Below are 24,924 nucleotides of genomic sequence, written 5' to 3'. Positions count from 1 at the left end.
CACTGCAGGGTTTTAGCTACCAAGGGAGAACGCGTCGAGATCGTCGGCGAAGGAGTGCCGGGCCGCTGACTGGTCCTCGGGCGAGGCCTCGGGGGTCTGCGGTCCAGCGGCTTCTTCGGGCACGGTCTGCTTGCTGCGCAGGCTGACCGGCTCCCGGCGCGGGAGCGCGCCCGACTCTACTGGGCCGCTCTGACCAGTGGGCGCGGAGGTCTCGTTCATCTCATTCGTCTCATCGGCCCCACCTGTCTCGCCGGCCGTGGGGAGCGGCGTCTTCATCGTGTCGGTGGAGAGATCCGGCGACGGCTGCTGGCTCGGCGGCGGCGCGAACTGGGCCGTCGGCCGCAGAGGCTGCAGCGAGGACTGCCGCGTCTCCAGACGCACCGGCTGGGCTGCGGGCCGGGCCGTGGGCTGCGGGGTCGGCTGGGGCGAGGGCTGAGGTGCGGGCTGGGGACCCCGGCGCCGCGGGGCGGGCGGCAGGACCGCGACGCTGCTCGCGCTCGAGGGCCTCGGCAGCTCGGCGTGGCCGATCGGCGCGACCGGCACCTCGCACAGGAGCTGGGCCGGCACCGTCACCATCGCGATCATCCCGTTGCCGGGCGCGGGGCGGGTGGCGAGGCGTACGTCGATGTCGTACTTGCGGGCGATCCGGTGCACCACCGGGAAGCCGGTGTGGCTCCCGGACTTGCTGACCAGCTCCACGATCGGACCCGCGAGCAGCGCGTTGAGGCGCCCGACCGACTTCTCCGGGATGCCGATCCCGGTGTCCTCGATGCGGAAGAGCACGTCGCCGGCGTCGGCCAGGTGGACGTTGATCGTCACCGCACCCGGGGAGTACTTGGTCGCGTTGTCCAGCAGCGCCGCGATCAAGCAGGACACGTCGTCGGCGGCGTAGCCGATGACCGCGAGGTCGCTGACCCGGCCGATCGTCACCTGGTTGTAGCGCTCGATCCCCGAGAGCGCCATCCGGATGATGTCCAGGAGCGAGGTGTCGGTGCCGCCCATCTCGTCCTCGGCACGGCCGGCGAGCGTACGCAGGTCGCGGCTCGCGCGCCGCATGCGGGTGACCGCGTGGTCCACCTCGTAGAGCTGCTTCAACCGCTCGGGGTCGTCCTCGTCGGCCTCGAGCTTGTCGAGCGAGATGCGCATCTGCTCGGCCAGGCTGATCAGGTGGAGCCCGAACTGCTCCATGATCTCGGGCCAGGCCTCGTCCTCGTCCTCCTGGAGCGGCGGTGGCGTGGAGGCGATCGGCGGGGTGACAGGTGTTGGTGGCACCGGCGGAAAGGGCGCGGCCTGACCGCCGGTCGGTGGGAATGAGCGAGCAAGACCCGGATCTGACTGCTCAGCGAACGATGCAGCCTGGGGCCCCCGGCGCTTCAACCAGCGCTGGCTCCAGCGTGTCATGAGGCGGCACTTTCAAATGTGGAGAAGGAAACAGAGCGGTGAACAGACTGGCACAACCGGTGCGCGAGCGTAGCGATACGCGCCCAGAAGCAGACAGTGTCCTAGGTCCCTCGTCCCAAGTGGCTCAGGCGCGCCGCCACCTCGCGACGAGGTGGGGGCGATCCTACTGGCCCGCCGAAATCAGCCGGCCAGCAGGCGCAGGGTCTCCTCACGGGCCGGCGCGGTGCGCGGGTCCGTCCCCTCGTACGCCGACCCGACCGGGTTCACCATGACCTCGTCGACCCCGTACTCCTCGGCCATCCCGGCCAGGCGCGCCTTCGCGTACGCCGCGGAGCCGATGATCCAACGGCTCCGCATCGTGTCGATGAGCCCCTGGTGGGCCTCGGGGATCTCGGTCTTCTCGGCCTCGTCGATGCTGGGCTGCGCGGTCAGCGGCTGGCCGGTGCGCAGCTTCAGCATGGTCAGCAGCTGGGGCAGCGCCCGGCGGTCGGCCTCCTCGGCCGTCTCGGCCACGCTCGCGTTCACGGTCAGGAACGTCTTCGGCTCGCTGAGCAGCTCGGAGGGCTGGAAGGTCGAGCGGTAGAGCTCGATCATCGCCTTGGTGTCGGTGCCGTTGCCCGCGAAGTGGTGGGCGAAGACGTAGGGCAGGCCCTTCTCGGCGGCAAGACGGGCGGAGTAATCGGAGGAGCCGAGCAGCCAGAGCTCGGCCACCGACGCCGCCGCCGGGGTCGCGTGGAGGACGTGCTGGCGGCCGCCGGCCATCAGGCCGACACCCTCCGGCGCCATCATGGAGACGATGTTGTCGAGGTACTCCGGGAAGCGGTTGACCGCGTCGTCGGAGACTCCCCCGGCGCCGTGGCGCAGCGCCCAGGAGGTCACCGGGTCGGTCCCCGGCGCGCGACCGATACCGAGGTCGATACGACCCGGGAACGCCGCCTCCAGCAGCGAGAACTGCTCGGCCACGACCAGCGGCGCGTGGTTGGGCAGCATCACGCCCCCGGACCCGACCCGGATCCGCTCCGTCGCGCTGGCCACCAGTGAGATCAGCACCGGCGGGTTGGTCGAACCGACCGCCGGCATGTTGTGGTGCTCGGCGAGCCAGTAGCGCTGGAAGCCCAGCTCGTCGGCCACCTTGGCCAGCGACAGCGTCGCGGCCAGGGCATCGGCGGAGGACTGGTCCTTGCGGACCGGGACGAGGTCGAGAACGCTCAGCTTCACGTAAAGTCTCAACCCCCGCCGAGACGTCACTTATTCCGGTCGAGACGTCACTTATTCCGGTCGAGACGTCAGTTTCGTCGGTCGAGTCGGCACCACCGTGACGGCTCGACCGACGTACCTGACGCCTCGGTTCAGGCTGGCGGCAGCAGCGCGCGGAGGCCGTCGGCGACCGCCGAGCGCCACCAGGCGTAGTCGTGGCCGCCGTTGTGCTCGGCCGAGACGACGTCGATCCCGGCAGCACGCAGGCGGTCGACGAGGTCGTGGTGGAGCTCGTCGAGGACCCACTCCTGGGTGCCGTGCGCGAGGTGCACCCGGGTCTTCGCCTCGGGGGTGACCGCGTCGGCGAGGTCGTCGAGCCACAGCGACGCCGACTGGCTGGCGACGCCATGGATGAGCTCGGGGTAGGTCAGACCGGCCCGCAGGGCGGTGACACCACCGAGGCTCTGGCCCACGACGTACGTCTCCGCGGTGACCGCGCGACGCTCGCGCACCCACGGCAGCAGCTGGTTGACGATGTAGTCGGCGCCCTCGCCGCCGGCGAGCTCCTCCCACCGCTTGTCGCGGCCGCCCGAGGCGGGCAGGACGCAGCGGACGTGGCGGAGGTGGCCGTCGGCGATGAGGTTGTCGAGCGTGGTCGGCAACGAGTGGTGGCCGGTCCAGACCTCACCGTCGAGCGCGACCACGAGCGGCAGGTCGACGTTGAGGCCGGCGCCGGCCGGGTCGTAGAGCCAGACGTCGCGTCCGTCGGGGCCCGCCTCGAGGGTGACGGTGCCCGGGACGACGTCGTCGCGGCGGAACAGCCACGGCTGCAGCGGCGCATCGGGCAACGAGACGACCGACTGCTTGATGCCCTGCCGGTTGTGGCACCAGTCGGGGTTGAGCGGGTCGAGGTAGCCGCGGTGCAGCACGGCACGCAGCTCGACCTGCCCCTCGCTCTCCCACGGGGCCGGCTCGCCGGGATGCTTGCACAGGAAGGAGTAGGAGGCCCGCCAGTCGCCCTTCATCAGGAACGAGGCGTGCCACAGGTCGGTGCCTGCCTTCCGCTCGAGCATCGTCTCGCCGAGATGACGCTCGTCGGTGAGCCGGTTGGCGAAGAGGAGCACCTCCTCCGCCTCGGCGTCACGCCAGCAGAAGGTGACGATCACCTCGTCGTCGGCAGCACCGGCGCCGGTCTCCTCGACGAGCGGCAGCGACGTGGCGATCTGGTCCCAGAACATGTCGATGTCCTCAGGACTGAGGCGGTCGATGATCGCGCTTCGCGTCCGTGCTGATGGATTGGGTCGCGCCGCCGTCGGTGGTCGCAACTGCGTACTCATCCGGTTCTTCCTCCCGAGTACGGGGCTCTCCCTGTCCCCGCGGGCTGACCAAGTTACTCACAGTCGGGGCGACACGCGAGATCCTGAGGTCCCTTTCTCTGTCGACTGATAGGTGATGTCGCATATCCGCTAGTCAAACCTGTGGATAGGCGGGATTCGTTCAGTTTCCTATCAGCTTTCGGTCCACATGTCGGCACAAATCGCAACGGCACCGAGGAAGCCGGAGCCCTCCCACTCGGTCATCCGGACCCCGTCCACCTGGTCGGCCGGACCGACTCCGGACGAGCCGTCGGTGAGGACGTCGAGGCGCTGGGCCGCCGCCATGCTCCCGTGGCCCGCCTTCACCAGGGCCTCCTTGCGCACCCACAACCGCGTGAACGCGTACGCCGCATCCTCCTGCCCCGCCACCCAGGCCGCCTCGCGCCGCGAGAGAGCGCGGTCGGGCCCGCGCGAGACCTTCTCGACGTCGATGCCGCACCGGCTGGTGGCGGCGACGGCGGCGACCTGGCCGCGGGTGTGGCTCAGACTGATGTGGACCGCGGTCCCGGCGTCACCGGCCACCGACGGAGCTCCGTGCTCGGTGCTGCCGCAGCGGGCGCAGCGTTGCCCGATCACGATCTCCTCGCGCGCGGTGCCCAGGAGCTCCGCGGCGCACTCCCGGACCAGGACGTGCGCGGCGGCGTACGCCTGCTTGTCGGCCTCGGCCACGAGTCGCTCGTGACGTGCTCGCTCCGCGGCGGTGAGCAGCTCGAGGTCGGCCTCGACCTCAGCCACCGCCGTGAAGCGCGCGATCACCCTCAGTGACCGCCCCAGGGCACCCCGAGCTTGCCGAGCATCTCCTCGCCGCCGTCGAGCGCGGTGAGCACCCAGGCGCCGTCGGAGGTGAGCGCGAAGGTGTGCTCGAAGTGGGCCGCCCACGAGCCGTCGTCGGTCACGACGGTCCAGTCGTCCTCCAGCGTGGTGACCTCGGGGCCGCCGAGGGTGAGCATCGGCTCGACGGCGAGTGCGATGCCGCGCTGCAGCTTGGCGCCCTTGCCGGGCTTGCCGTAGTTGAAGACCGACGGCTCCATGTGCATCTCGGTGCCGATGCCGTGGCCGCTGAACTCCTCGAGGATCCCGTAGTCACCCTGGGAGTCGACGTAGGTCTCGATGGCGTGCGAGATGTCGGTGACCCGTCCGCCGAGGCGGGCAGCGGCGATGCCGCGCCACATGGACTCCTCGGTGACACGCATCAGCTCGGAGACCTCGTCGGGCACCGAGCCCATGGCCACCGTGATCGCGGCGTCGCCGTGCCAGCCGTCGACGATGGCGCCGCAGTCGATGGAGATGATGTCGCCGTCCTTCAGCTCCCGAGAACCCGGGATGCCGTGGACCACGACCTCGTCGACCGAGGCGCAGATGGAGCCCGGGAAGCCGTGGTAGCCCTTGAACGACGGGACGCCACCCCGGGACCGGATCGAGTCCTCGGCGATGGCGTCGAGCTCTAGCAGGGTGACTCCGGGCCGCGCCGCGGCCCGGAGCACCTCGAGCGTCTCGCCGACCACGAGGCCGGCCTTACGCATCTTCTCGATCTGCTCAGGGGTCTTGATCTGGACCTTGGTCAAGAAGCCCACTGCTCCCCCGTTGCGTACATGTTCGGTTCAGGACTCCGGGACGATGTCGAGCTCGTCGAAGATCCGCTTGGTGACCTCCGAGACCTCACCGAGGCCGTCGATCTCGTGGACCAGGCCGCGACCCTTGTAGACCTCGATCAGCGGCGCGGTCTCCTCGAGGTAGACCTCCTGCCGGCGACGGATGACATCGGCGGTGTCGTCGGCGCGGCCCTCGAGCTCCGCGCGCTGCAGCAGCCGCTGCACGATCTCGTCCTTGTCGACCGTCAGCACGACCACCGCGTCGAGCGCGTGACCGGTGAACTTGATCATCCCGTCGAGCTCCTCGACCTGAGCGAGGGTGCGCGGGTAGCCGTCGAGCAGGAATCCCTTGGCGGCGTCGGGCTCATCGATGCGGTTACGGACCATCCGGTTCGTCACCGAGTCCGGGACGTACTCTCCCTTGTCCATGTAGGACGCCGCCTCGACACCCAGGGGCGTGCCCTGGGAGACGTTGGCGCGGAAGATGTCGCCGGTCGAGATCGCCGGGATCCCGAAGTGCTCGGCAATGAACTTCGCCTGGGTGCCCTTACCGGCTCCCGGCGGGCCCATGATGATCAGTCTCATCGGAGGAACCCTTCATAGTTGCGCTGCTGGAGCTGGCTCTCGATCTGCTTCACCGTGTCGAGAGCGACGCCGACCATGATGAGGATCGACGTGCCGCCGAACGGGAAGTTCTGGTTCGCACCGATGAGCGCCAGCGCGATCAGCGGGATGAGGGCGATCAGACCGAGGTAGAGCGAGCCCGGCAGTGTGATACGGGACAAAACGTAGGACAGGTAGTCCTCGGTCGGCTTCCCGGCCCGAATTCCTGGAATGAAGCCGCCGTATTTCTTCATGTTGTCGGCGACCTCCGGGGGGTTGAAGGTGATCGACACGTAGAAGTAGGTGAAGAAGATGATCAGCGCGAAGTAGGCCGCCATGTAGGCCGGGTGGTCGCCCTTGACGAAGTAGTTGTTGATCCAGTCGACCCACGCCGGCGGGTTCTGCGAGTTCTGGTTGAACTGCGCCGCCATCGCCGGCAGGTAGAGCAGCGACGAGGCGAAGATGACCGGGATGACACCGGCCTGGTTCACCTTGAGCGGGATGTAGGTCGAGGAGCCGCCGAACATCTTGCGACCGACCATCCGGCGGGCGTACTGGACCGGGATCCGGCGCTGGGCCTGCTCGATGAAGATGACCGCCGCCATGATCGCCATCCCGATGACGATGACGATCGCGAAGGTCCACCAGCCCTTGTCGTTCTTGACCGCCCACATGGTGGTCGGGAAGGTGGCGACGACCTGGGTGAAGATGAGGATCGACATGCCGTTGCCGATGCCGCGCTCGGTGATCAGCTCACCGAGCCACATGATGACCGCGGTGCCGGCGGTCATGGTGACGACCATGACCAGGAAGGTGGCGGTGCCGTCGTCGTGGAGCAGCGGCTGCGAGCAGCCCTGGAGCAGGTCGCCGGAGCGGGCGAGCGCCACGATGCCGGTGGCCTGCAGGACCGCGAGACCGAGGGTCAGGTAGCGGGTGTACTGGGTGATCTTCGTCTGCCCGGACTGCCCCTCCTTCTTGAGGCGCTCGAGGCGAGGGATCACCACGACGAGCAGCTGCAGAATGATGCTCGCGGTGATGTACGGCATGATGCCGAGCGCGAAGATGGTCAGCTGCAGCAGGGCGCCGCCGGAGAAGAGATTGACCAGGTTGTAGAGGCCGGCGCTGTCACCGGTCTGGGCGGCGTCAAGACACTGCCGGACGTTCGCCACGTGAACGCCAGGAGCCGGGATCTGGGACCCAGCCCTGAAGATCACGACGATGAAGAGAACGAAGAGCAGCTTCTTGCGCAGGTCCGGAGTACGGAACGCTGATGCGAACGCGCCAAGCACGAATGGTTCCTCTTTCGACAATCAGGGGTCGCAGGGCCTGCGCCGATGCGAAAACCCGTGGCAGCCTAACAGCCTCCACGGCAGTTCTTGCACGTAGGGCTGAAACAGCGGGAGCGCGGGCGGGACCCCGAAGGGGCGACCCGGCCGCGCTCCCACGTGACAGGCTCTACGTTAGTAGAACTGTCAGAGAACCGTGACAGTTCCGCCAGCAGCCTCGATCTTCTCCTTGGCAGAGCCGGAGAAGGCGTTGGCGCTGATCTCGACCTTGACGGTCAGGTCACCCTGGCCCAGGACCTTGACCGGGTGGCCCTTGCGGACGGCACCCTTCTCGATCAGGGTCTCGGGGGTGACGACGCCACCCTCGGGGAACAGCTCGTTGAGCTTGTCGAGGTTGACGACCTGGAACTCCACCTTGAAGGGGTTCTTGAAGCCCTTCAGCTTGGGGAGCCGCATGTGCATCGGGGTCTGGCCACCCTCGAAGTAGGCGGGGACCTGGTAACGGGCCTTCGTGCCCTTGGTACCACGGCCGGCCGTCTTACCCTTGGACGCCTCACCACGACCCACGCGGGTCTTGGCCTTCTTGGCACCGGGAGCCGGCGCCAGGTTGTGCACCTTGAGTGCCATATCAGTCGACCTCCTCGACCGTCACCAGGTGACGGACGGTCTGGACCATGCCGCGGATCTCCGGGCGGTCCTCCTTGACGACCACGTCGCCGATCCGCTTGAGACCGAGCGTACGCAGGGTGTCTCGCTGGTTCTGCTTCAGACCAACGAGGCCCTTCTTCTGCTGGACCTTCAGCTGCGCCATCAGGCCGACACCTCCACGGCGGGAGCGGCAACCTCGGCCTGCGCCTTGAGCAGCGCGTCCGGGGCGACGTCCTCAACAGGGAGACCACGGCGGGCGGCGACTGCCTCAGGCTGCTCGAGCATCTTGAGGGCCTCCACCGTCGCGTGGACGATGTTGATCTGGTTGGACGAACCGAGCGACTTGCTCAGCACGTCGTGGATGCCGGCGCACTCCAGGACGGCGCGCACCGGACCACCGGCGATGACACCGGTACCAGGGGCGGCCGGACGGAGAAGGACCACACCAGCGGCCTTCTCACCCTGCACCGGGTGCGGGATCGTGCCCTGGATGCGGGGAACGCGGAAGAAGTGCTTCTTCGCTTCCTCGACACCCTTGGCGATCGCCGCGGGAACTTCCTTCGCCTTACCGTAGCCGACGCCGACCAGACCCTCACCGTCACCGACGATCACGAGGGCGGTGAAGCTGAAGCGACGACCACCCTTCACGACCTTGGCAACTCGGTTGATCGCGACGACCTTCTCGATGTAGGCGGTCTTGTCGGCGCTCTGGTTGCGACGGTCGTCGCGACCTCGGCGCTCGCCACCACGCTGTCCGCGCTGGGCTCCGCTCATCAGACTTTCCTCTTCTCTCGTTCGATCGTTGCGATCAGAAGGTCAGACCGGCCTCGCGCGCGCCATCGGCGAGCGCGGCGACACGGCCGTGGTACTTGTTGCCGGCACGGTCGAAGACCACGGTCTCCACACCAGCGGCCTTGGCACGCGACGCAACCAGCTCGCCGACCTGCTTGGCCTTGGCGGTCTTGTCACCGGAGGCCGACCGCAGGTCGCCCTCGATGGTCGAGGCCGAGGCAAGCGTCTTGCCGGCCAGGTCGTCGACGACCTGGGCGGTGATGTGCTTGGCCGACCGGGTCACGACGAGGCGCGGACGCTCCGGCGTACCCTCGATCTTCTTGCGACCGCGGGCCTGGCGACGCAGGCGCGAGCGGACACGGGAAGCGGTGTGCTTGTTGTTCGACAGCGAGATGGCCATCACTTACCAGCCTTTCCGACCTTGCGGCGGATGTTCTCGCCGGCGTAACGAACGCCCTTGCCCTTGTAGGGCTCCGGCTTGCGCAGCTTCCGAATGTTGGCCGCAACCTCACCGACGAGCTGCTTGTCGATGCCCACGACGCCGAGCTTGGTCGGGCCGTCGGTGGTGAAGGTGATGCCCTCGGGTGCGTCGAAGATGATCGAGTGCGAGTAGCCCAGCTGGAACTCCAGCTTGGTCGGGCCCTTCGACAGGACGCGGTAACCCACGCCGACGATCTCGAGCTTCTTCTCGTAGCCCTCGGTGACACCCAGGACCATGTTGTTGATCAGCGTGCGGGACAGGCCGTGGAGGGCCTTGCTGTCCCGGCTGTCGTCGGGGCGCTTGACGTCGAGGACGCCGTCACCCTTCTCGACGGTGATCGGGTCGACCACGGTGTGCGACAGGGAGCCCTTGGGACCCTTGACGCTCACGACCTGGCCGTCGATGGTGACGTCCACGCCGGCCGGAACCGGGACGGGGAGCTTGCCAATACGCGACATGTTCTTCTCTCTCCCTTCCCTGATTACCAGACGTAGGCGAGGACTTCCCCACCTACGCCCTTCTTGTTCGCCTGGCGGTCGGTCAGCAGACCCTGGCTCGTCGAGATGATCGCGACGCCGAGGCCGCCGAGCACCTTCGGAAGACCGGTGTGCTTCGCGTAGACACGCAGACCGGGCTTGCTGATGCGGCGGACGCCGGCGATCGAGCGCTCACGGTTGCGGCCGTACTTGAGGGTGATCGACAGGGTCTTGCCGACCTGGCCCTCGGTGGGCTCCAGCACCTCGTACTTGGTGATGTAGCCCTCCTGCTGGAGGATCTCAGCGACGCCCTGCTTCAGCTTGCTGTACGGCATCGAAACCGCATCGTGGTACGCCTGGTTGGCGTTACGCAGACGAGTGAGCATGTCTGCGATCGGGTCAGTCATCGTCATTGGCCGAACGGCCCTTTCTCGTAGTGGTTTCCTCACGACACTCAGTCATGAGGACCTTCAACGTCAGTGGTTGGAACGGTGATCGCTCACCAGGAGGACTTGGTGACGCCGGGCAGCTCGCCGCGGTGGGCCATCTCACGCAGGCAGATACGGCACAGGCCGAACTTGCGGAACACAGCCTTCGGGCGGCCGCAGCGCTGGCAGCGGGTGTAGGCGCGAACCGCGTACTTGGGCTTGCGCGCGGCCTTCACCTTGAGAGCGGTCTTCGCCATCTCAGTTCTCCTTGAACGGGAAGCCGAGCGCCTTGAGCAGCGCGCGACCCTGGTCGTCGTTGGTGGCAGTCGTCACGAGGGTGATGTCCATGCCCCGCGAGCGGTCGATCTTGTCCTGGTTGATCTCGTGGAACATGACCTGCTCGGTGAGACCGAAGGTGTAGTTGCCGTTGCCGTCGAACTGCTTGCCGTTGAGGCCGCGGAAGTCCCTGATGCGGGGCAGCGCGAGCGAGAGCAGGCGGTCGAGGAACTCCCACATGCGGTCGCCGCGCAGCGTGACGTGCGCACCGATCGGCATGCCCTCACGCAGCTTGAACTGCGCGATCGACTTCTTCGCCTTGTTGATCAGCGGCTTCTGGCCGGTGATCGCGGTCAGGTCGTTGACAGCGCCCTCGATCAGCTTGGAGTCGCGAGCAGCCTCGCCGACACCCATGTTGACGACGATCTTGGTCAGACCGGGGATCTGCATGACGTTGGAGATGCCGAACTCCTGCTGGAGTGCGGGGGCGATCTCCTCGCGGTACTTCGTCTTGAGGCGCGGGGCCACAGCGGTGTCGGTCATGATCAGATGTCCTTACCGGTCTTGCGCGAGATGCGAACGCTGCGCTCAGCGGCGTACGTCGACCCGTCGGGGCGACGCTTCTGGACCGTCTCACGGCGGAAGCCGACGCGAACCGGCTCGCCACCCTCGAGCAGCTGGACGTTGGAAACGTGGATCGGGGCCTCGGTGGTCACGATGCCGCCGGTCATGCCGGCGCGACCGCCCTGGTCCTGGACCTTGGTGTGCTTCTTGATGAGGTTGATGCCCTCGACGATCACACGGTCCTCGTCGGTGAGGACAGCGATCACCTTGCCGGAGCCGCCCTTGTCCTTACCGGCGATCACCTTGACGGTGTCGCCCTTCTTGATGTGCGAGCGACCCATCACAGCACCTCCGGCGCGAGCGAGATGATCTTCATGAACTTCTTGTCGCGCAGCTCGCGGCCCACCGGGCCGAAGATGCGGGTGCCTCGCGGCTCGCCGTCGTTCTTGAGAATGACGGCGGCGTTCTCGTCGAAGCGGATGTACGAGCCGTCAGCGCGGCGGCGCTCCTTGACGGTGCGCACGATGACGGCCTTGACGACGTCACCCTTCTTCACGTTGCCACCGGGGATAGCGTCCTTGACGGTGGCGACGATGGTGTCGCCGATGCCGGCGTAGCGACGACCGGAACCACCGAGCACACGAATGCAAAGGATCTCCTTCGCACCAGTGTTGTCGGCGACCTTGAGTCGCGACTCCTGCTGGATCATTACTTCTCCTTGTCGAGCTGGTTCTCAACCGCATCCAGGGCGGTCGAGCCTTGCCGAACGTAATGGGATTTGATGGGCACAGGCCCAGCGAACAATGGTCGCTGGACCTGCACCCTTTGGTCAATTTGGCGACGTTTGTCGCCAGCCGGATCCGTCTCCTAGGAGACGAGGATCACTTGGCGCGCTCGACGACCTCGACGAGACGCCACCGCTTGGTCGCGGACAGCGGCCGGGTCTCCATGACCAGGACGCGGTCGCCGATGCCGGCGGTGTTCTGCTCGTCGTGAGCCTTGAGCTTGCTGCTACGGCGCATGACCTTGCCGTAGAGCGGGTGCTTCACGCGGTCCTCGACCTCGACGACGATGGTCTTGTCCATCTTGTCGCTGACGACGAGGCCCTCGCGCACCTTGCGCGTGTTGCGCTCGGTGGTCTCGGTGGACTCAGCCATTTCAGGCCTCCTCGGTGGTCTCGGTGCCCGGGGCCACGCGAATGCCGAGCTCGCGCTCGCGCACCACGGTGTAGATCCGGGCGATGTCCTTCTTGACGGTGCGGAGCCGACCGTGGCTCTCCAGCTGGCCGGTGGCCGCCTGGAACCGGAGGTTGAACAGCTCCTCCTTCGCCTCGCGCAGCTTCGCCTCGAGGTCGACGTCGGTGAGCTCGTCCAGCTCGAACGCCTGCAGGGAGTTAGCCATCAGAACTCACCAGCCTCTCGCGTGATGAAACGGCACTTCATGGGCAGCTTGTGGATCGCGCGGCGCATCGCCTCGCGGGCCGTGTTCTCGTCGACGCCGGAGAGCTCGAACATGACGCGGCCCGGCTTGACGTTGGCGACCCACCACTCGGGCGAACCCTTACCGGAACCCATGCGGGTCTCGGCGGGCTTCTTGGTCAGCGGGATGTCGGGGTAGATGTTGATCCACACCTTGCCGCCTCGCTTGATGTGACGAGTCATCGCGATACGCGCTGCCTCGATCTGGCGGTTGGTCACGTAGTGACCCTCGATCGCCTGGATGCCGTAGTCACCGAAGGCCAGCTTGGTGCCACCCTTGGCCACGCCAGTGCGCTTCGGGTGGTGCTGCTTGCGGTGCTTGACTCGACGGGGCATCAGCATGGGTCAGCCCTCCTGGGTCGTGGTCTCGGCGGCGGGAGCCTCAGCGGCAGCCGGCGCCTCAGTCTTCGCCGCGCGGTCAGCGCGGTTCGGGCGGTCACCACGGGAGCCACGCGACGGACGGTCGCCGCGGCCACCGCGACGGTCGTTGCCACCGCGACCCGGGACGCCCGCACGGGCGGCCTGGGCGGCCTGGCGCTCGGCACGCGAGCCGGAGACCTCACCCTTGTAGATCCAGACCTTCACGCCGATACGGCCGAAGGTCGTGCGGGCCTCGTAGAAGCCGTAGTCGATGTCGGCACGCAGCGTGTGCAGCGGGACGCGACCCTCGCGGTAGAACTCCGTACGCGACATCTCAGCGCCGTTCAGACGACCCGAGCACTGGATCCGGATGCCCTTGGCACCGGAGCGCATGGTGGTCTGCATGGCCTTGCGCATCGCGCGGCGGAACTGCACGCGACCACTGAGCTGCTCGGCGACACCCTGGGCGACCAGCTGAGCGTCGACCTCGGGGTTCTTGACCTCGAGGATGTTCAGCTGGACCTGCTTGCCGGTGAGCTTCTCGAGCTCGGTGCGGAGGCGGTCGGCCTCGGCGCCGCGGCGGCCGATGACGATGCCGGGACGCGCGGTGTGGATGTCCACACGGACGCGGTCACGGGTGCGCTCGATCTCGACCTTCGCGATGCCGGCCCGCTCCATGCCCTTCGACAGGAGCTTGCGGATCTTGACGTCCTCGCCGACGTACTCCTTGTACTGCTTGTCGGCGTACCAACGCGACTTGTGGTCGGTCGAGATGCCCAGGCGGAAGCCGTTCGGGTTGATCTTCTGACCCATTACTTCTTACCGCCCTTCTCGACGACGTCGGCCGGCTGCACGGCCAGGGTGATGTGCGAGGTCCGCTTGTTGATGCGGGTCGCACGGCCCTGGGCGCGGGGGCGCCAGCGCTTCATGGTCGGACCTTCGTCCACCATGGCGACCGAGACGACCAGGTCGTCGCGGTCCAGACCCTCGGTCGACACCGCGTTGGCGATGGCGGACTCGAGAACCTTGTAAACAGTCTCGGAGGCTGCCTGCGGCGCGAACTGCAGCAGGGACAGGGCCTCGTCGACGGGCAGGCCGCGAACCAGGTCGACGACGCGGCGTGCCTTCAGCGGGGTGATCCGCACGAAGCGGGCACTCGCGAAGGCACCCGGCTGGTCGCCGAGCAGGGAGTCGCGGCGGGCGCTGATGCGCTGCCGTTCGGTGGTGGTCATCGACGGCGTCCCTTCCGGTCGTCCTTGATGTGACCCTTGAACGTGCGGGTCGGAGCGAACTCACCCAGCTTGTGACCGACCATCGAGTCGGACACGAAGACCGGGACGTGCTTGCGACCGTCGTGCACCGCGATGGTGTGACCGATCATCTCGGGCACGATCATCGAGCGGCGCGACCAGGTCTTGATCACGTTGTGGGTGCCCTTCTCGTTCTCGGCGTCCACCTTCTTCTGAAGGTGGTCGTCGACGAAGGGGCCCTTCTTCAGGCTGCGAGGCATTGCTTACTTCCTACCCTTCCCGCTCTTACGGCGGCGGATGATCTGCGCGTCAGAGGCCTTGCGCTTGCGCGTACGGCCCTCGGGCTTACCCCAGGGGCTGACCGGGTGACGGCCACCGGAGGTCTTACCCTCACCACCACCGTGCGGGTGGTCGACCGGGTTCATGACGACACCGCGGACGGTCGGGCGAACGCCCTTCCACCGCATACGGCCGGCCTTACCCCAGTTGATGTTGGACTGCTCGGCGTTGCCGACCTCGCCGACGGTGGCGCGGCAGCGCACGTCGACGAAACGCATCTCACCCGAAGGCATACGCAGCGTGGCCTTGGAGCCCTCGCGAGCGACCAGCTGGGCGCTCATGCCCGCGGAGCGGGCGATCTTCGCGCCGCCACCCGGACGCAGCTCAACATTGTGGATGGTGGTACCAACCGGGATGTTGCGCAGCGGCAGGTTGTTGCCGGGCTTGATGTCAGCGGTGGGACCGGACTCCACGACGGTGCCCTGGCTCACGCCGACGGGAGCGAGGATGTAGCGCTTCTCGCCGTCGAAGTAGTGCAGCAGGGCGATACGGGCGGTGCGGTTCGGGTCGTACTCGATGTGAGCGACCTTGGCCGGCACGCCGTCCTTGTCGTAGCGACGGAAGTCGATGATCCGGTACGCACGCTTGTGACCGCCACCCTGGTGACGCGTGGTCACGCGACCCTGGTTGTTGCGGCCGCCCTTCTTGGGGAGGGGCTTGGTCAGCGACTTCTCGGGCGTGGTCCGAGTGATCTCGGCGAAGTCGGCCACCGACGAGCCACGACGGCCCGGGGTGGTCGGCTTGTACTTACGAATAGCCATGTTCAGTCAGTCCTTCTCACGCGCCGAAGATGTCGATGCGGTCGCCCTCAGCCAGGGAGACGATCGCGCGCTTGGTGTCGGGGCGCTTGCCCAGGCCGTAACGCGTACGACGGGCCTTGCCCTTGCGGTTGATCGTGTTGACCGAGGTCACCTTGACGTCGAACACCTTCTCGACCGCGATCTTGATCTCGGTCTTGTTCGCGTCGGGGCGAACGATGAAGGTGTACTTGTTCTGGTCGAGGAGGCCGTAGCTCTTCTCGGAGACCACCGGCGCGATCAGGATGTCGCGGGGGTCGTAGTGCAGCGTGCTCACTTGTCAGCCTCCTCAGCCTTCTTCTTGCCGGCCTCGACGAAGCCTGCGGCGATGGCGTCCTCGGCGGACTTGAAGTAGAACTCCGCCTTGGTGGACTCGTACCAACGGCCGCCCGGAGCGTGGAACTTCTTGTCCTTGCCCTTGACGTTGCCCTTGATGTCGAAGCCCTCAGGAGCGGAGCCGTCCTCGAGCGGCGCGACAGCACCCTCGGGAAGGTCGGCATCCTTGGCCGGCTCGGCGGCGGGCTTCTTGGCCGCGTCCTTCTCGACCTCACCGATGGTGACGGTCTCCTTGGCAGCGACGACCGGCTTGCCCGAGACGAAGATCTCGTAGGCCGGCTTGGAGAAGACCACGTCGTCGGAGACGAGGACGTCGTAGGTGTTGAGCTGGTCGGCCCAGAGCAGGTGCACCTCGGGCGCGTTGCGCAGGCTCAGCGCGGCGACGGACTCGGAACGGTCCAGCACCACGAGGAAGCGCTTCGCGTCGGAGATCGCCTTGAGGGCGGTCAGCGCGGTCTTGGTCGAGGGCGCCTCGAGGGCGAACTCGGCCACGTGGATCTGGCCGGCGCGAGCCCGGTCGGAGAGGGCACCGCGGAGGGCGGCGGCCTTCATCTTCTTGGGGGTGCGCTGGCTGTAGTCACGCGGCTGCGGGCCGTGGACGGTGCCACCACCGGCGAACTGCGGCGCGCGGGTCGAACCCTGGCGGGCGCGACCGGTGCCCTTCTGCTTGTAGGGCTTGCGGCCACCGCCGCGGACCTCGCCGCGGGTCTTGGTGGCGTGCGTGCCCTGGCGCGCAGCGGCCTGCTGCGCGACGACGACCTGGTGGATCAGCGGGATGTTGAGCTCAACATCGAAGATCTCAGCCGGGAAGTCGACCTTGACGGTCTTGATAGCCATGATCAGGCCTCCAGCTTCTTAGCAGCCGAGCGCAGGACCACGAGGCCACCCTTGGGGCCAGGGATCGCGCCCTTGACCAGGATGAGGCCCTTCTCGGTGTCGACGGCGTGCACGGTCAGGTTCTGGGTGGTGACGGTGTCAGTACCCATGTGACCGGCCATGCGGACGCCCTTGAACACGCGACCCGGGGTGGCGCAGGCGCCGATCGATCCCGGCTTGCGGTGGTTGCGGTGCGCACCGTGCGAAGCGCTGACGCCGGCAAAGCCGTGGCGCTTCATGGTGCCCGCGAAACCCTTACCCTTCGAGGTGCCCGTCACGTCGATCTCCTCGCCCACGGCGAAGGTGTCGACGGGGAGCTCCTGGCCGGCGGAGTACGACGCGGCGTCGGCGGTGCGGATCTCGGCCAGGTGGCGGCGCGGCGTGACACCGGCCTTCTCGAACTGGCCGGCGCCCGGCTTGTTCACCTTGCGGCCGTCGATCTCGCCGTAGCCGATCTGCACGGCGTTGTAGCCGTCGGCCTCGGGGGTGCGGACCTGGGTCACGACGTTGGTGTTCGCCGCGATGACGGTCACGGGGACGACGACGTTGTTCTCGTCCCAGAGCTGGGTCATGCCGAGCTTGGTGCCCAGGAGACCCTTCACGTTGCGTTCGATCGTCATGTCGTCAACCTCAGAGCTTGATCTCGATGTCGACACCAGCAGGCAGGTCGAGCCGCATGAGGGAGTCAACAGTCTTCGGGGTCGGGTCGATGATGTCGATGAGGCGCTTGTGGGTGCGCATCTCGAAGTGCTCGCGCGAGTCCTTGTACTTGTGGGGCGAGCGGATGACGCAGTACACGTTCTTCTCGGTCGGCAGCGGCACCGGGCCGGCGACCTTGGCACCCGTACGGGTGACCGTGTCCACGATCTTTCGCGCCGAGGTGTCGATCACCTCGTGGTCATAGGCCTTGAGCCTGATGCGGATCTTCTGTCCCGCCATCTGTCTCTCTCGTCCTTCTTGGTCAGCGTGCCGCGTGCTACAGGCTTCCTCCGGCTGAGTCGGCCCGGTTGCTCACCTCTGGCTCCGACCCCCGCGGTCGGGCGTGTCGCTTATTTTTCACAAGCGAACGCCGACTTCTCGACGGGACTTTCACCATCAGCTTCACTGGAACCACGCCTTCGGGATGGGCACACGACGACCACAGACCACATCCGGACAGGCTGATCAGCCTGCTCAGGTGACGCGATTCAGTAGTCAAGGTGTGCACACCCCAGCGCACATTCACTGGAGCAACCAGAGAATCTTGTCACGCGTACGCAGGTGGCTCCAAATCAACGATGTCGTCTGGATCGCTCTGAGAGGATGCCCCCAACCGAGCGAGTTCGCCGGCCTTCGCGACGAGGAGCATCAGGATGTCAGGAGCGTGGCCACCCCCACCGGGTGAGCAACCTCAACAGGGGACAGCGGCACCGTACAGCCCTCCTCCGGCGCCCCAGCCGGCCCAACCGGCCCCACCGACCTGGACCCAGCCGTTGCCACCGGCCCACAAACCCGGGGCGATCCCGCTGCGGCCGCTGGGTCTCGGCGACATGCTCGACGGCGCCTTCCGGCTCGTACGCTTCAACCCCGGCGCCACCGTCGGCGCCTCGGTCCTGGTCGCGGCCGTCGCGATGGCGATCCCGCTGGGCGTGACCACGGCGATGACCGTCACCGGCGACAGCCTGGAGTGGTTCGGCGCCACCCTTGAGGATCCCGACTACGCGCCGGGCAGCTCCGAGATCATCAGCATGGTGATCGCCTTCGGCTCCTTCGTCATCGGCTCGGTCCTGCAGGGCATCGGCGCGATCCTGGTCGCCGGGATGATGTCCCACGTCGCCCACGCCGCGGCGATCGGCCGCAAGCTCACCCTCGGTCAGGCGTGGGCGGCGACCCACGGCAACCGCTGGCGGCTGATCGGGCTGGCCCTGCTGGTCACCGTGGTCTACATCCTCGTCATGGTGGTCGCGGCGGCGCCCGTCGTGGTGCTCGCGATCGTCGTCGACAGTCCCATCCCGGCGATCCTGGTCGGCCTGCTGATGATCCTGCTGCTGATCGTGGCCTCGGTCTTCCTGGCGGTTCGGCTCTACCTGCTCGCGGTGCCAGCGCTGATGCTGGAGCGCACCGGCGTCTTCGGGGCCTTCCGGCGGGCCTGGCAGCTGTCGGCGAGACAGTTCTGGCGGCTATTCGGGATCTGGCTGCTCGCCGCCCTCATCGCCGGCTTCGCCTCCCAGATCATCTCGTTCCCGATCAGCCTGGTCGCCAGCTTCGTCGGCATCGCGCAGCCCGACCTCTACCTCTTCACCACCCTCGTGGGCAGCGCCGTCTCGACGGTGGTCTCCGCCGCGATCGTGACGCCGTTCAGCGGTGCGGTGACCAACCTGCAGTATCTCGACCAGCGCATCCGCAAGGAGTCCTACGAGGTCGAGCTGATGGAGCAGGCCGGGCTGCTGAGCCGATGATCCTCCTCCAACCGACCCCTCCTCTGGCGCCGACGCCCGAGGAGGGTCGCTCCTGGCTCCGGCGCGAGCTGGCCGACCCGGACTACCACGACCTGGACCTCATCGAGCGGATCCTGCGCTGGATCGAGCGCACCCTCTCCGACGGTCTCCCGTCGGCGGATGAGGTGCCCTGGGCCCAGACGGTCGCCGCGATGGTCGTCTTCGCGCTGATCCTGGTCGGCCTCGGCCTGCTGGTCTCGCGCGCCCGGCGCAGCCCTCGGGCCGCCCGCGACCGCGACGGGGACGTCCTCACCGACGAGGCGCTCTCGGCGGCCGCGCTGCGGGCACGGGCCGAGGCTGCGTACGCGTCGGGGGATCACGGCGCCGCAGTGGTCGACGGGTTCCGGGCGCTGGCCAGGCGCCAGGTCGAGCGCGGCCGGCTGGCCGAGGACCCCGGCCTGACGGCCGCCGAGGTCGCGGCGAGCCTGGAGCGGGAGATGTCGCTGGAGGGGCGGGCAGGTCGGGCCGCGGAGCTGTTCAACGAGGTCCTCTACGGCGACCACCCGGCCACCCGTGAGCAGGCCGAGGGCGTGCTCACGCTCGAGCAGGAGCTGGCGGTGGCGCGATGACGACGCAGGTCGCCGAGGGTCCGGCCACGGAGAGACCTGGCTGGTTCCGGCGCTTCCGGCCCTTGATGATCGTCGCGCTGGCCTTCGTGATCGCGGTGGTGCTGGCGTACCTCGCGACGCCGAAGGGTGGGGAGTCCTATGGCCCCTACGACCCCGAGAGCCCGGATCCCGACGGCAGCCGGGCGCTGGTCCGGGTGCTCGAGGACCACGGGGTCGAGGTCGACGTCGTCCGTTCCTCGAAGGCCCTCGACGACACCGAGATCGGGACGGACACGACGGTCTTCGTGACCGGCACCGATGCGCTCGGGGAGGACACCGCCTCCCGGCTGCGCGCGCGCACCGACGATGCCGCCGACCTGATCCTGGCCGAGCCGGCGCCCTATGTCTCGGCGATGCTCGGGATCCCCTACGCGGTCTCCCAGACGTCCGAGACGGTCGAGGCGGAGTGCGACGACCCACGCTGGGACGGGCTCCGCATCCATGCCGATGCGGTCACTGCGTACGACTCCGGTGACTGCTTCCCGCACGAGGGCGGTGCGGTGCTCGCGCCGGCGGAGGGGCTCACCATCTGGGGTGCGCCGCAGGTGCTGACCAACGACCAGATCCTGCGCGCGGACAACGCGGCGGTGGCGCTGCGGCTGCTGGGCGGGAGCGACCACCTGGTCTGGTACATCCCGTCCTTCGAGGATCTCGCCCCCGACGAGGCCCACTCCCCCGCGTCGTTGCTGCCGCGCTGGATCGAGCCGGCGCTGTGGCTCGCGCTGCTCGCCGTCGTCGCCTTCGCCGTCGCCCGCGGGCGGCGGCTGGGTCCGCTCGCGGTCGAGCCGCTGCCGGTCCATGTGCGCGCCGGTGAGACGACCCGCAGCCTGGGCCGGCTCTACCGCCGCTCCGGCGACCGCACCCATGCCGCGACCACGCTGCGGCAGGCCGCCAGCACCCGCCTCGCGCGGCGGCTGCGGCTGGGGCGCGATGCCCCGATCGAGGCCGTCGTACGCGCCGTCGTCCAGCGCACCGGGAGGCCCGATCTCGAGGTCTCCGCGCTGCTCACCGATGCCCCGATCGAGAACGACCATGACCTGATCACGCTGGCAGGAGCGCTGGCGGCCCTTGAGGAAGAGGTACGACACCCATGACCCAATCCGAGACCATCCCCTCCGTGTCGCCCGACGGCGCCCGGGAGCGGCTCACCGCGGTCCGGGCCGAGGTCGCCAAGGCGGTCGTCGGGCAGGACGCCGCGGTCTCCGGGCTGCTGGTCGCGCTGGTGTGCGGCGGCCACGTACTCATGGAAGGCGTGCCCGGCACCGCCAAGACCCTGCTGGTGCGGTCGCTGTCCGCCGCGCTGTCGGTCGAGACCCGCCGGGTGCAGTTCACCCCCGACCTGATGCCCGGCGACATCACCGGCTCGATGGTCGTCGAGTCGTCCCACGGCTCGCTGACGTTCCGCGAGGGACCGGTCTTCACCAACCTGCTCCTCGCCGACGAGATCAACCGCACCCCGCCGAAGACCCAGTCCGCGCTGCTCGAGGCGATGGAGGAGGGCCGGGTCTCGGTCGACGGGGTCACCCGCGACCTGCCACGCCCGTTCCTGGTGGCCGCGACCCAGAACCCGATCGAGTACGAGGGTGTCTACCCGCTCCCCGAGGCGCAGCTGGACCGGTTCCTGCTGAAAGTGGTCCTGCCGGTGCCCGAGCGCGCCGACGAGGTGCAGATCCTCAGCCGGCATGCCGCCGGTTTCGACCCGCGCGACGTCGCGGGCGCGGGGGTCACGGCGGTCGCCTCCGGTGCCGACATCGAGGCTGCCCGGCAGCACGTCGGCTCCGTCCAGGTGTCCCCGGAGGTCACCGGCTACATCGTCGACATCGCCCGCGCGACCCGCGAGTCCCCGTCGCTCTCGGCCGGTGTCTCCCCGCGTGGTGCCACCGCGCTGCTTCGCTCCGCGCGAGCCTGGGCCTGGCTCGCCGGCCGTGACTTCGTGACGCCCGACGACGTGAAGTCCCTCGCCCACGCGACGTTGGCGCACCGCCTGGCGCTGCGTCCCGAGGCCGAGCTCGAGGGTGTCCAGGTTTCCCAGGTCCTCGCCTCCGCCATCGGCGCCGTCCCCGTCCCCCGATGACCATCACCTGGCGGGTCCCGCTGCTGGTGCTGGCCGGCATCGTGCCGGTGGTGCTGCGGCCGACCCTCGGCACGGCCGCGGCCTGGTTCCTGCTCGTGGTGGTGCTGGTCATCGTCGACGTGCTGTCGGCACCGAAGCCGGCGAAGCTCGAGATCACCCGGCTCCGGCTCGGCGGGATCCGGCTGGGCGAGTCGACGACCTCGGAGCTGATGGTCCGCTCCCCCGCCCGCCGCGTCCGGGCGCTGGTACGGGATGCCTGGCAGCCGACCGCCGGTGCTGGAACAACCGCCTCGGGCTCCGCTTCGGCCACCGGCAACCGGCACCGGATCCGGCTCGATCGCGGCGACAGCACCCGGTTGCGTACGCCGCTGCGGCCGCGCCGCCGCGGAGACCTGCGGGCGCTCGGCGTCACCGTGCGGGCCTTCGGACCCCTCGGTCTCGGCGCCCGGCAGCGCACGATCCCGGTGCCGGGATCCGTACGAGTGCTGCCTGCGTTCGAGTCGCGGAAGCATCTCCCCTCGCGGCTGCAGCGGCTGCGCGAGCTCGACGGCCGGGCCGCGGTCCGGGTCCGCGGACAGGGGACCGAGTTCGACTCGCTGCGGGAGTACGTCCGCGGCGACGACGTACGCTCCATCGACTGGCGCACCACCGCTCGCTCCCGCACCGTCGTGGTCCGCACCTGGCAGCCCGAACGGGACCGCCGCGTCGTGCTGGTGCTCGACACCTCCCGCACCTCGGCGGGCCGCGTCGAGGGCGCCGGCGGCGGGGTGCCGCGGCTCGACTCGGCCATGGACGCCGGCCTCCTGCTCGCCGCGATCGCCTCCCGCGCCGGCGACCGGATCGACTTCATCGCCGGCGACCTCCGCGTACGCTCCCGGGTCCGCCTCGCCGGCCAGCGCGACGTCACCCAGCGGCTGCAGGAGGCGATGGCCGACCTCGAGCCGGTCATCGCCGAGGCCGACTGGTCCGACCTCGCCGGCGCGGTCGCGGGCCTCGGCCGCCACCGCGCGCTCGTCGTCCTGCTGACACCCCTGGACCCGCACGCGATCGAGGAGTCGCTCCTGCCCGTCCTCCCGGTCCTGACCCAGCACCACCGCGTCGTCCTCGCCTCCGTCCGCGACCCCGAGCTCGAGGCCACCGCCGCCTCCCGCGACACCCTCGACGACGTCTACGCCGCGGCTGCCGCCGAGCAGACCCTCCGCCGCCGCGACCACACCGCCGCCATGCTCCGCATCCTCGGTGTCGACGTCGTCGACGCCGACGCCGAGTCCCTCCCGCCCGCTCTCGCCGACCACTACCTGCAGCTCAAGGCCACCAGTCAGCTCTAGAACCTAGGCCTGGGTGGCGACGCGGTCCTCGAGCAGGCGGTCGTCGATGTCGCCGGTCTCGCCGTGGGAGGCGGCGGCGCGGCCGACGATGAAGACGTACGCGAAGAAGGCGAGCTCGGCGAGGATGCCGATGCCGACGCGGGCCCAGGTGGGCAGGGGCGAGGGGGTGACGAAGGCTTCGATGATGCCGGAGATCAGCAGCACGACGATGAGGCCGAGGGCGATGCCTCCGGCGGTGCGGCCCTCCCGGGCCATCGACTGGCCGCGGGTCAGCGATCCGGGGTCGACCCAGGACCAGAAGAGGCGCAGGCCCACGGCGCCGGCCACGAAGACGGCGGTCAGCTCCAGCAGTCCGTGGGGAAGGATCAGGCCCCAGAAGAGGCCGCCGCGGTCGTGGCGGTGCATCAGGGTGCCGATGATCGCCAGGTTCGAGATGTTCTGGAACATCGCGTAGATCACCGGCAGCCCGAGCACCCCGAGGGCGATGCAGGTGAACGAGACCCAGACGTTGTTGACCCAGACCTGGGTGGCGAACGACGAGGCCGCGTGCTCGCTGTAGTAGCCCTCGATGTCGTGCTCGACCAGCTGTTTGATCTGGTCCGGCCCGAGCAGCGACTGCTCGACCTCGGGGTGGCGCAGCAGCCACCAGATCATCACCGCGGTGACGATCACGTTGGCCGCCATCATCCCCAGCCACCACCAGCGCAGCCGGTAGAGCGCGGCCGGGAACCGGTGGGTGAAGAACCGCAGGAAGCCGGACCAGGTGCTCGTCCGGGTGCCGGTGGTGCGGTTGCGGGCCCCGGCGAGCAGCACCGAGAGATGCTGGACGACCGTCGGGTCGGGGGCGTTGCTGCGTACGACCGAGAGCTGGGTGCTCACCCGCTGGTAGAGCTCGACCAGCTCGTCGGCCTGGGCGCCGCTCAGCCGGCGCTCGCCCAGCAGCTGCTCGAGCCTGGTCCGGTCGGCGGCGGTAGCGGCCAGATACGCGTCGAGATCCACGCCCGCAGCGTACGCTGACCGCCATGACCTCCGCGCCGCAAATGCCCGAGCGACGCCCCCTCGAACGTGCCCCTGAACGTGCGCTGCTCACCGACGACGACCTGGTCACCGGGGACGCGGTCGCGCTCGACCTGCCGGCCGCCGGGCTGGGGATGCGGCTGCTGTCGGGGCTCATCGACATGATCGTGGTGACGGCGCTGCTCATCGTGACGCTGTTCGTCTTCCTCACCGCCGCCCCCGCGACCGACGAGGCGCTGGCCTGGGCCGCCTACATCGCGGCCATCGCCTCGGTCATGCTCGTCTTCCCGACGCTCCTCGAGACGCTCACCCGCGGCCGTTCGCTCGGCAAGCTCGCGCTCGGGCTGCGCACGGTGCGCGACGACGGCGGGGCGATCAGCTTCCACCACGCATTCGTACGCGCCCTGGTCGGTGTCATCGAGATCTACGGCACCAGCGGCGCCGCCGCGTTCCTCACCGCGATGATCCACCCGCGCGGTAAGCGGCTCGGCGACATCGCGGCCGGGACGTACGTCATCCGGGTGCGGGTGCCGCTGCGGCCGCCGGCGCCGATCCTGATGCCCCCGGGGCTCGCCGCCTGGGCCTCCCGCGCCGACGTCGCGACCATCCCGGTCGGCCTGTCCCTGGCGGTGCGGCGGTTCCTCTCCGGCGAGGTCGGCACCTACACCGACCCGGTCCGCCGCCATGCGCTCGCCGAGCGCCTGGCGACCCACATGCAGGCGTACGTCGCCCCCGGCCCGCCCCCGGGCACCCCGCCCGAGGCCTACCTGGCCGCCGTGCTCGCCACCCGCCGCGACCGGGACGCGGCCCGGCTGGCCCGCGACAGCGAGCTCCGGGCCCGGCTCACCGCGCGCTGACAGGGCG

The 24,924-nt window shown here is 68.7% G+C and carries 35 protein-coding genes; 6 read left to right on the top strand and 29 right to left on the bottom strand.

Features of this window, described 5'->3' with window-relative positions:
• Nucleotides 1-12 precede the first annotated feature (12 nt).
• The 28 genes from UG56_RS20830 to rpsJ form a co-directional block, all read right to left on the bottom strand.
• Nucleotides 13-1,272, bottom strand: a complete 1,260-nt coding sequence (locus tag UG56_RS20830) for a sensor histidine kinase (protein ID WP_177191522.1) — start codon at nucleotides 1,270-1,272, stop codon at nucleotides 13-15.
• 309 nt (nucleotides 1,273-1,581) lie between these two features.
• Nucleotides 1,582-2,619 (bottom strand): LLM class flavin-dependent oxidoreductase, encoded by a 1,038-nt coding sequence (locus tag UG56_RS20825; RefSeq protein ID WP_045550107.1) that lies wholly within the window; start codon nucleotides 2,617-2,619, stop codon nucleotides 1,582-1,584.
• Nucleotides 2,620-2,750: 131 nt separating this feature from the next.
• Nucleotides 2,751-3,935, bottom strand: coding sequence for an enterochelin esterase domain-containing protein (locus UG56_RS20820; RefSeq protein ID WP_084101373.1), 1,185 nt, complete (start codon nucleotides 3,933-3,935; stop codon nucleotides 2,751-2,753).
• Between the two features lie 171 nt (nucleotides 3,936-4,106).
• The gene (locus tag UG56_RS20815; RefSeq protein ID WP_177191521.1) at nucleotides 4,107-4,709 is read right to left on the bottom strand and encodes a 4'-phosphopantetheinyl transferase family protein; all 603 of its coding nucleotides are present in this window, start codon (nucleotides 4,707-4,709) and stop codon (nucleotides 4,107-4,109) included.
• A 23-nt stretch (nucleotides 4,710-4,732) separates the two neighbouring features.
• A complete protein-coding gene (gene map, locus UG56_RS20810) occupies nucleotides 4,733-5,548 on the bottom strand; it encodes a type I methionyl aminopeptidase (protein WP_084101369.1) in 816 nt (271 codons plus the stop codon).
• A 27-nt stretch (nucleotides 5,549-5,575) separates the two neighbouring features.
• The gene (locus UG56_RS20805; protein ID WP_045550108.1) at nucleotides 5,576-6,151 is read right to left on the bottom strand and encodes an adenylate kinase; all 576 of its coding nucleotides are present in this window, start codon (nucleotides 6,149-6,151) and stop codon (nucleotides 5,576-5,578) included.
• Entirely contained in the window at nucleotides 6,148-7,458 is a 1,311-nt protein-coding gene (secY, locus tag UG56_RS20800; protein WP_045550109.1) for a preprotein translocase subunit SecY, read from the bottom strand. Before secY ends, UG56_RS20805 begins: the two co-directional genes overlap by 4 nt.
• Before the next feature lie 183 nt (nucleotides 7,459-7,641).
• The gene (rplO, locus tag UG56_RS20795) at nucleotides 7,642-8,082 is read right to left on the bottom strand and encodes a 50S ribosomal protein L15 (RefSeq protein WP_008361030.1); all 441 of its coding nucleotides are present in this window, start codon (nucleotides 8,080-8,082) and stop codon (nucleotides 7,642-7,644) included.
• A 1-nt stretch (nucleotide 8,083) separates the two neighbouring features.
• Nucleotides 8,084-8,266 (bottom strand): 50S ribosomal protein L30, encoded by a 183-nt coding sequence (gene rpmD, locus UG56_RS20790; protein ID WP_008361029.1) that lies wholly within the window; start codon nucleotides 8,264-8,266, stop codon nucleotides 8,084-8,086.
• A complete protein-coding gene (gene rpsE / locus UG56_RS20785; protein ID WP_045550110.1) occupies nucleotides 8,266-8,877 on the bottom strand; it encodes a 30S ribosomal protein S5 in 612 nt (203 codons plus the stop codon). Before rpsE ends, rpmD begins: the two co-directional genes overlap by 1 nt.
• A 34-nt stretch (nucleotides 8,878-8,911) precedes the next feature.
• Nucleotides 8,912-9,295, bottom strand: a complete 384-nt coding sequence (gene rplR / locus UG56_RS20780) for a 50S ribosomal protein L18 (protein WP_008361025.1) — start codon at nucleotides 9,293-9,295, stop codon at nucleotides 8,912-8,914.
• Nucleotides 9,295-9,834: a 50S ribosomal protein L6 gene (gene rplF / locus UG56_RS20775; RefSeq protein ID WP_045550111.1), complete on the bottom strand. Its 540-nt coding sequence runs from the start codon at nucleotides 9,832-9,834 to the stop codon at nucleotides 9,295-9,297. The genes rplR and rplF overlap by 1 nt, the downstream gene beginning before the upstream one ends.
• A 23-nt stretch (nucleotides 9,835-9,857) precedes the next feature.
• Nucleotides 9,858-10,265, bottom strand: a complete 408-nt coding sequence (rpsH, locus tag UG56_RS20770) for a 30S ribosomal protein S8 (RefSeq protein WP_040755997.1) — start codon at nucleotides 10,263-10,265, stop codon at nucleotides 9,858-9,860.
• An 86-nt stretch (nucleotides 10,266-10,351) separates the two neighbouring features.
• The gene (locus UG56_RS20765; RefSeq protein ID WP_008361020.1) at nucleotides 10,352-10,537 is read right to left on the bottom strand and encodes a type Z 30S ribosomal protein S14; all 186 of its coding nucleotides are present in this window, start codon (nucleotides 10,535-10,537) and stop codon (nucleotides 10,352-10,354) included.
• Nucleotide 10,538: 1 nt separating this feature from the next.
• Nucleotides 10,539-11,099, bottom strand: a complete 561-nt coding sequence (gene rplE / locus UG56_RS20760) for a 50S ribosomal protein L5 (protein WP_008361018.1) — start codon at nucleotides 11,097-11,099, stop codon at nucleotides 10,539-10,541.
• Between the two features lie 2 nt (nucleotides 11,100-11,101).
• Nucleotides 11,102-11,461 (bottom strand): 50S ribosomal protein L24, encoded by a 360-nt coding sequence (rplX, locus tag UG56_RS20755; RefSeq protein ID WP_045550112.1) that lies wholly within the window; start codon nucleotides 11,459-11,461, stop codon nucleotides 11,102-11,104.
• Nucleotides 11,461-11,829, bottom strand: coding sequence for a 50S ribosomal protein L14 (rplN, locus tag UG56_RS20750; RefSeq protein ID WP_008361015.1), 369 nt, complete (start codon nucleotides 11,827-11,829; stop codon nucleotides 11,461-11,463). Before rplN ends, rplX begins: the two co-directional genes overlap by 1 nt.
• A 172-nt stretch (nucleotides 11,830-12,001) precedes the next feature.
• Nucleotides 12,002-12,277: a 30S ribosomal protein S17 gene (rpsQ, locus tag UG56_RS20745; RefSeq protein WP_045550113.1), complete on the bottom strand. Its 276-nt coding sequence runs from the start codon at nucleotides 12,275-12,277 to the stop codon at nucleotides 12,002-12,004.
• Between the two features lies 1 nt (nucleotide 12,278).
• The gene (gene rpmC, locus UG56_RS20740) at nucleotides 12,279-12,521 is read right to left on the bottom strand and encodes a 50S ribosomal protein L29 (RefSeq protein ID WP_008361011.1); all 243 of its coding nucleotides are present in this window, start codon (nucleotides 12,519-12,521) and stop codon (nucleotides 12,279-12,281) included.
• Complete coding sequence (gene rplP, locus UG56_RS20735; protein WP_045550114.1) at nucleotides 12,521-12,940, bottom strand: 50S ribosomal protein L16; 420 nt, start codon at nucleotides 12,938-12,940, stop codon at nucleotides 12,521-12,523. The genes rpmC and rplP overlap by 1 nt, the downstream gene beginning before the upstream one ends.
• A 3-nt stretch (nucleotides 12,941-12,943) precedes the next feature.
• Entirely contained in the window at nucleotides 12,944-13,771 is an 828-nt protein-coding gene (gene rpsC, locus UG56_RS20730; protein WP_045550115.1) for a 30S ribosomal protein S3, read from the bottom strand.
• Complete coding sequence (gene rplV / locus UG56_RS20725; protein WP_052693842.1) at nucleotides 13,771-14,190, bottom strand: 50S ribosomal protein L22; 420 nt, start codon at nucleotides 14,188-14,190, stop codon at nucleotides 13,771-13,773. Before rplV ends, rpsC begins: the two co-directional genes overlap by 1 nt.
• On the bottom strand, nucleotides 14,187-14,468 hold the full coding sequence (gene rpsS / locus UG56_RS20720) for a 30S ribosomal protein S19 (protein ID WP_045550116.1): 282 nt from the start codon (nucleotides 14,466-14,468) through the stop codon (nucleotides 14,187-14,189). Before rpsS ends, rplV begins: the two co-directional genes overlap by 4 nt.
• A 3-nt stretch (nucleotides 14,469-14,471) precedes the next feature.
• On the bottom strand, nucleotides 14,472-15,308 hold the full coding sequence (gene rplB, locus UG56_RS20715; protein ID WP_045550117.1) for a 50S ribosomal protein L2: 837 nt from the start codon (nucleotides 15,306-15,308) through the stop codon (nucleotides 14,472-14,474).
• Between the two features lie 16 nt (nucleotides 15,309-15,324).
• Nucleotides 15,325-15,621, bottom strand: a complete 297-nt coding sequence (gene rplW, locus UG56_RS20710) for a 50S ribosomal protein L23 (protein WP_008360999.1) — start codon at nucleotides 15,619-15,621, stop codon at nucleotides 15,325-15,327.
• Nucleotides 15,618-16,517, bottom strand: a complete 900-nt coding sequence (gene rplD, locus UG56_RS20705; protein ID WP_045550118.1) for a 50S ribosomal protein L4, sunset domain variant — start codon at nucleotides 16,515-16,517, stop codon at nucleotides 15,618-15,620. The genes rplW and rplD overlap by 4 nt, the downstream gene beginning before the upstream one ends.
• A gap of 2 nt (nucleotides 16,518-16,519) precedes the next feature.
• Nucleotides 16,520-17,176, bottom strand: a complete 657-nt coding sequence (gene rplC / locus UG56_RS20700) for a 50S ribosomal protein L3 (RefSeq protein ID WP_045550119.1) — start codon at nucleotides 17,174-17,176, stop codon at nucleotides 16,520-16,522.
• Nucleotides 17,177-17,186: 10 nt separating this feature from the next.
• On the bottom strand, nucleotides 17,187-17,495 hold the full coding sequence (rpsJ, locus tag UG56_RS20695; RefSeq protein WP_008360994.1) for a 30S ribosomal protein S10: 309 nt from the start codon (nucleotides 17,493-17,495) through the stop codon (nucleotides 17,187-17,189).
• Between the two features lie 533 nt (nucleotides 17,496-18,028).
• Between rpsJ and UG56_RS20690 the strand changes: the two genes are divergently transcribed.
• The 5 genes from UG56_RS20690 to UG56_RS20670 are packed head-to-tail and all read left to right on the top strand — an operon-like array spanning nucleotide 18,029 to nucleotide 23,043.
• Nucleotides 18,029-18,994 (top strand): DUF7544 domain-containing protein, encoded by a 966-nt coding sequence (locus UG56_RS20690; protein ID WP_045550120.1) that lies wholly within the window; start codon nucleotides 18,029-18,031, stop codon nucleotides 18,992-18,994.
• Nucleotides 18,991-19,602: a DUF4129 domain-containing protein gene (locus UG56_RS20685; RefSeq protein ID WP_084101367.1), complete on the top strand. Its 612-nt coding sequence runs from the start codon at nucleotides 18,991-18,993 to the stop codon at nucleotides 19,600-19,602. The genes UG56_RS20690 and UG56_RS20685 overlap by 4 nt, the downstream gene beginning before the upstream one ends.
• Nucleotides 19,599-20,735, top strand: coding sequence for a DUF4350 domain-containing protein (locus UG56_RS20680; protein WP_071327230.1), 1,137 nt, complete (start codon nucleotides 19,599-19,601; stop codon nucleotides 20,733-20,735). The genes UG56_RS20685 and UG56_RS20680 overlap by 4 nt, the downstream gene beginning before the upstream one ends.
• Nucleotides 20,732-21,715: an AAA family ATPase gene (locus UG56_RS20675; protein WP_045552129.1), complete on the top strand. Its 984-nt coding sequence runs from the start codon at nucleotides 20,732-20,734 to the stop codon at nucleotides 21,713-21,715. Before UG56_RS20680 ends, UG56_RS20675 begins: the two co-directional genes overlap by 4 nt.
• Complete coding sequence (locus tag UG56_RS20670) at nucleotides 21,712-23,043, top strand: DUF58 domain-containing protein (protein WP_071327229.1); 1,332 nt, start codon at nucleotides 21,712-21,714, stop codon at nucleotides 23,041-23,043. The genes UG56_RS20675 and UG56_RS20670 overlap by 4 nt, the downstream gene beginning before the upstream one ends.
• Before the next feature lie 3 nt (nucleotides 23,044-23,046).
• Here the strand turns inward: UG56_RS20670 and UG56_RS20665 are convergent, their stop codons facing one another.
• On the bottom strand, nucleotides 23,047-24,042 hold the full coding sequence (locus UG56_RS20665) for a stage II sporulation protein M (RefSeq protein WP_045552094.1): 996 nt from the start codon (nucleotides 24,040-24,042) through the stop codon (nucleotides 23,047-23,049).
• A 23-nt stretch (nucleotides 24,043-24,065) separates the two neighbouring features.
• On the opposite strand from UG56_RS20665, the gene UG56_RS20660 reads away from it, so the two are divergent.
• Nucleotides 24,066-24,917 carry an RDD family protein gene (locus tag UG56_RS20660; protein ID WP_071327228.1) on the top strand — a complete coding sequence of 284 codons (852 nt, stop codon included), beginning with the start codon at nucleotides 24,066-24,068 and terminating at the stop codon, nucleotides 24,915-24,917.
• The last annotated feature ends 7 nt before the right edge of the window (nucleotides 24,918-24,924 follow it).

Source organism: Nocardioides luteus (assembly GCF_000960475.2).
In the GTDB taxonomy this organism is placed as follows: domain Bacteria; phylum Actinomycetota; class Actinomycetes; order Propionibacteriales; family Nocardioidaceae; genus Nocardioides; species Nocardioides luteus_A.
The sequence above is the reverse complement of the archived record's forward strand: the minus strand, read 5'-3'. Positions and strand labels throughout refer to the sequence as shown.

What these genes read in the sequence shown, in the direction of transcription:
- rplF (WP_045550111.1), bottom strand. Translation starts at nt 9,834, where the DNA reads ATGTCGCGTATTGGCAAGCTCCCCGTCCCGGTTCCGGCCGGCGTGGAC.
- UG56_RS20820 (WP_084101373.1), bottom strand. Translation starts at nt 3,935, where the DNA reads ATGAGTACGCAGTTGCGACCACCGACGGCGGCGCGACCCAATCCATCA.
- rpsS (WP_045550116.1), bottom strand. Translation starts at nt 14,468, where the DNA reads ATGCCTCGCAGCCTGAAGAAGGGCCCCTTCGTCGACGACCACCTTCAG.
- rplN (WP_008361015.1), bottom strand. Translation starts at nt 11,829, where the DNA reads ATGATCCAGCAGGAGTCGCGACTCAAGGTCGCCGACAACACTGGTGCG.
- rplX (WP_045550112.1), bottom strand. Translation starts at nt 11,461, where the DNA reads ATGGGTCGCTCGCACATCAAGAAGGGCGACACCGTCAAGGTGATCGCC.
- rplR (WP_008361025.1), bottom strand. Translation starts at nt 9,295, where the DNA reads ATGGCCATCTCGCTGTCGAACAACAAGCACACCGCTTCCCGTGTCCGC.
- rplC (WP_045550119.1), bottom strand. Translation starts at nt 17,176, where the DNA reads ATGACGATCGAACGCAACGTGAAGGGTCTCCTGGGCACCAAGCTCGGC.
- rplD (WP_045550118.1), bottom strand. Translation starts at nt 16,517, where the DNA reads ATGGCTATCAAGACCGTCAAGGTCGACTTCCCGGCTGAGATCTTCGAT.
- rplO (WP_008361030.1), bottom strand. Translation starts at nt 8,082, where the DNA reads ATGGCACTCAAGGTGCACAACCTGGCGCCGGCTCCCGGTGCCAAGAAG.
- rpsH (WP_040755997.1), bottom strand. Translation starts at nt 10,265, where the DNA reads ATGACGATGACTGACCCGATCGCAGACATGCTCACTCGTCTGCGTAAC.
- UG56_RS20685 (WP_084101367.1), top strand. Translation starts at nt 18,991, where the DNA reads ATGATCCTCCTCCAACCGACCCCTCCTCTGGCGCCGACGCCCGAGGAG.
- UG56_RS20680 (WP_071327230.1), top strand. Translation starts at nt 19,599, where the DNA reads ATGACGACGCAGGTCGCCGAGGGTCCGGCCACGGAGAGACCTGGCTGG.
- rpsC (WP_045550115.1), bottom strand. Translation starts at nt 13,771, where the DNA reads ATGGGTCAGAAGATCAACCCGAACGGCTTCCGCCTGGGCATCTCGACC.
- rpsJ (WP_008360994.1), bottom strand. Translation starts at nt 17,495, where the DNA reads ATGGCGGGACAGAAGATCCGCATCAGGCTCAAGGCCTATGACCACGAG.
- UG56_RS20670 (WP_071327229.1), top strand. Translation starts at nt 21,712, where the DNA reads ATGACCATCACCTGGCGGGTCCCGCTGCTGGTGCTGGCCGGCATCGTG.
- rplE (WP_008361018.1), bottom strand. Translation starts at nt 11,099, where the DNA reads ATGACCGACACCGCTGTGGCCCCGCGCCTCAAGACGAAGTACCGCGAG.
- UG56_RS20675 (WP_045552129.1), top strand. Translation starts at nt 20,732, where the DNA reads ATGACCCAATCCGAGACCATCCCCTCCGTGTCGCCCGACGGCGCCCGG.
- rpmC (WP_008361011.1), bottom strand. Translation starts at nt 12,521, where the DNA reads ATGGCTAACTCCCTGCAGGCGTTCGAGCTGGACGAGCTCACCGACGTC.
- rpmD (WP_008361029.1), bottom strand. Translation starts at nt 8,266, where the DNA reads ATGGCGCAGCTGAAGGTCCAGCAGAAGAAGGGCCTCGTTGGTCTGAAG.
- rplP (WP_045550114.1), bottom strand. Translation starts at nt 12,940, where the DNA reads ATGCTGATGCCCCGTCGAGTCAAGCACCGCAAGCAGCACCACCCGAAG.
- UG56_RS20765 (WP_008361020.1), bottom strand. Translation starts at nt 10,537, where the DNA reads ATGGCGAAGACCGCTCTCAAGGTGAAGGCCGCGCGCAAGCCCAAGTAC.
- UG56_RS20660 (WP_071327228.1), top strand. Translation starts at nt 24,066, where the DNA reads ATGACCTCCGCGCCGCAAATGCCCGAGCGACGCCCCCTCGAACGTGCC.
- rplV (WP_052693842.1), bottom strand. Translation starts at nt 14,190, where the DNA reads ATGACCACCACCGAACGGCAGCGCATCAGCGCCCGCCGCGACTCCCTG.
- UG56_RS20805 (WP_045550108.1), bottom strand. Translation starts at nt 6,151, where the DNA reads ATGAGACTGATCATCATGGGCCCGCCGGGAGCCGGTAAGGGCACCCAG.
- rpsE (WP_045550110.1), bottom strand. Translation starts at nt 8,877, where the DNA reads ATGAGCGGAGCCCAGCGCGGACAGCGTGGTGGCGAGCGCCGAGGTCGC.
- rplB (WP_045550117.1), bottom strand. Translation starts at nt 15,308, where the DNA reads ATGGCTATTCGTAAGTACAAGCCGACCACCCCGGGCCGTCGTGGCTCG.
- rpsQ (WP_045550113.1), bottom strand. Translation starts at nt 12,277, where the DNA reads ATGGCTGAGTCCACCGAGACCACCGAGCGCAACACGCGCAAGGTGCGC.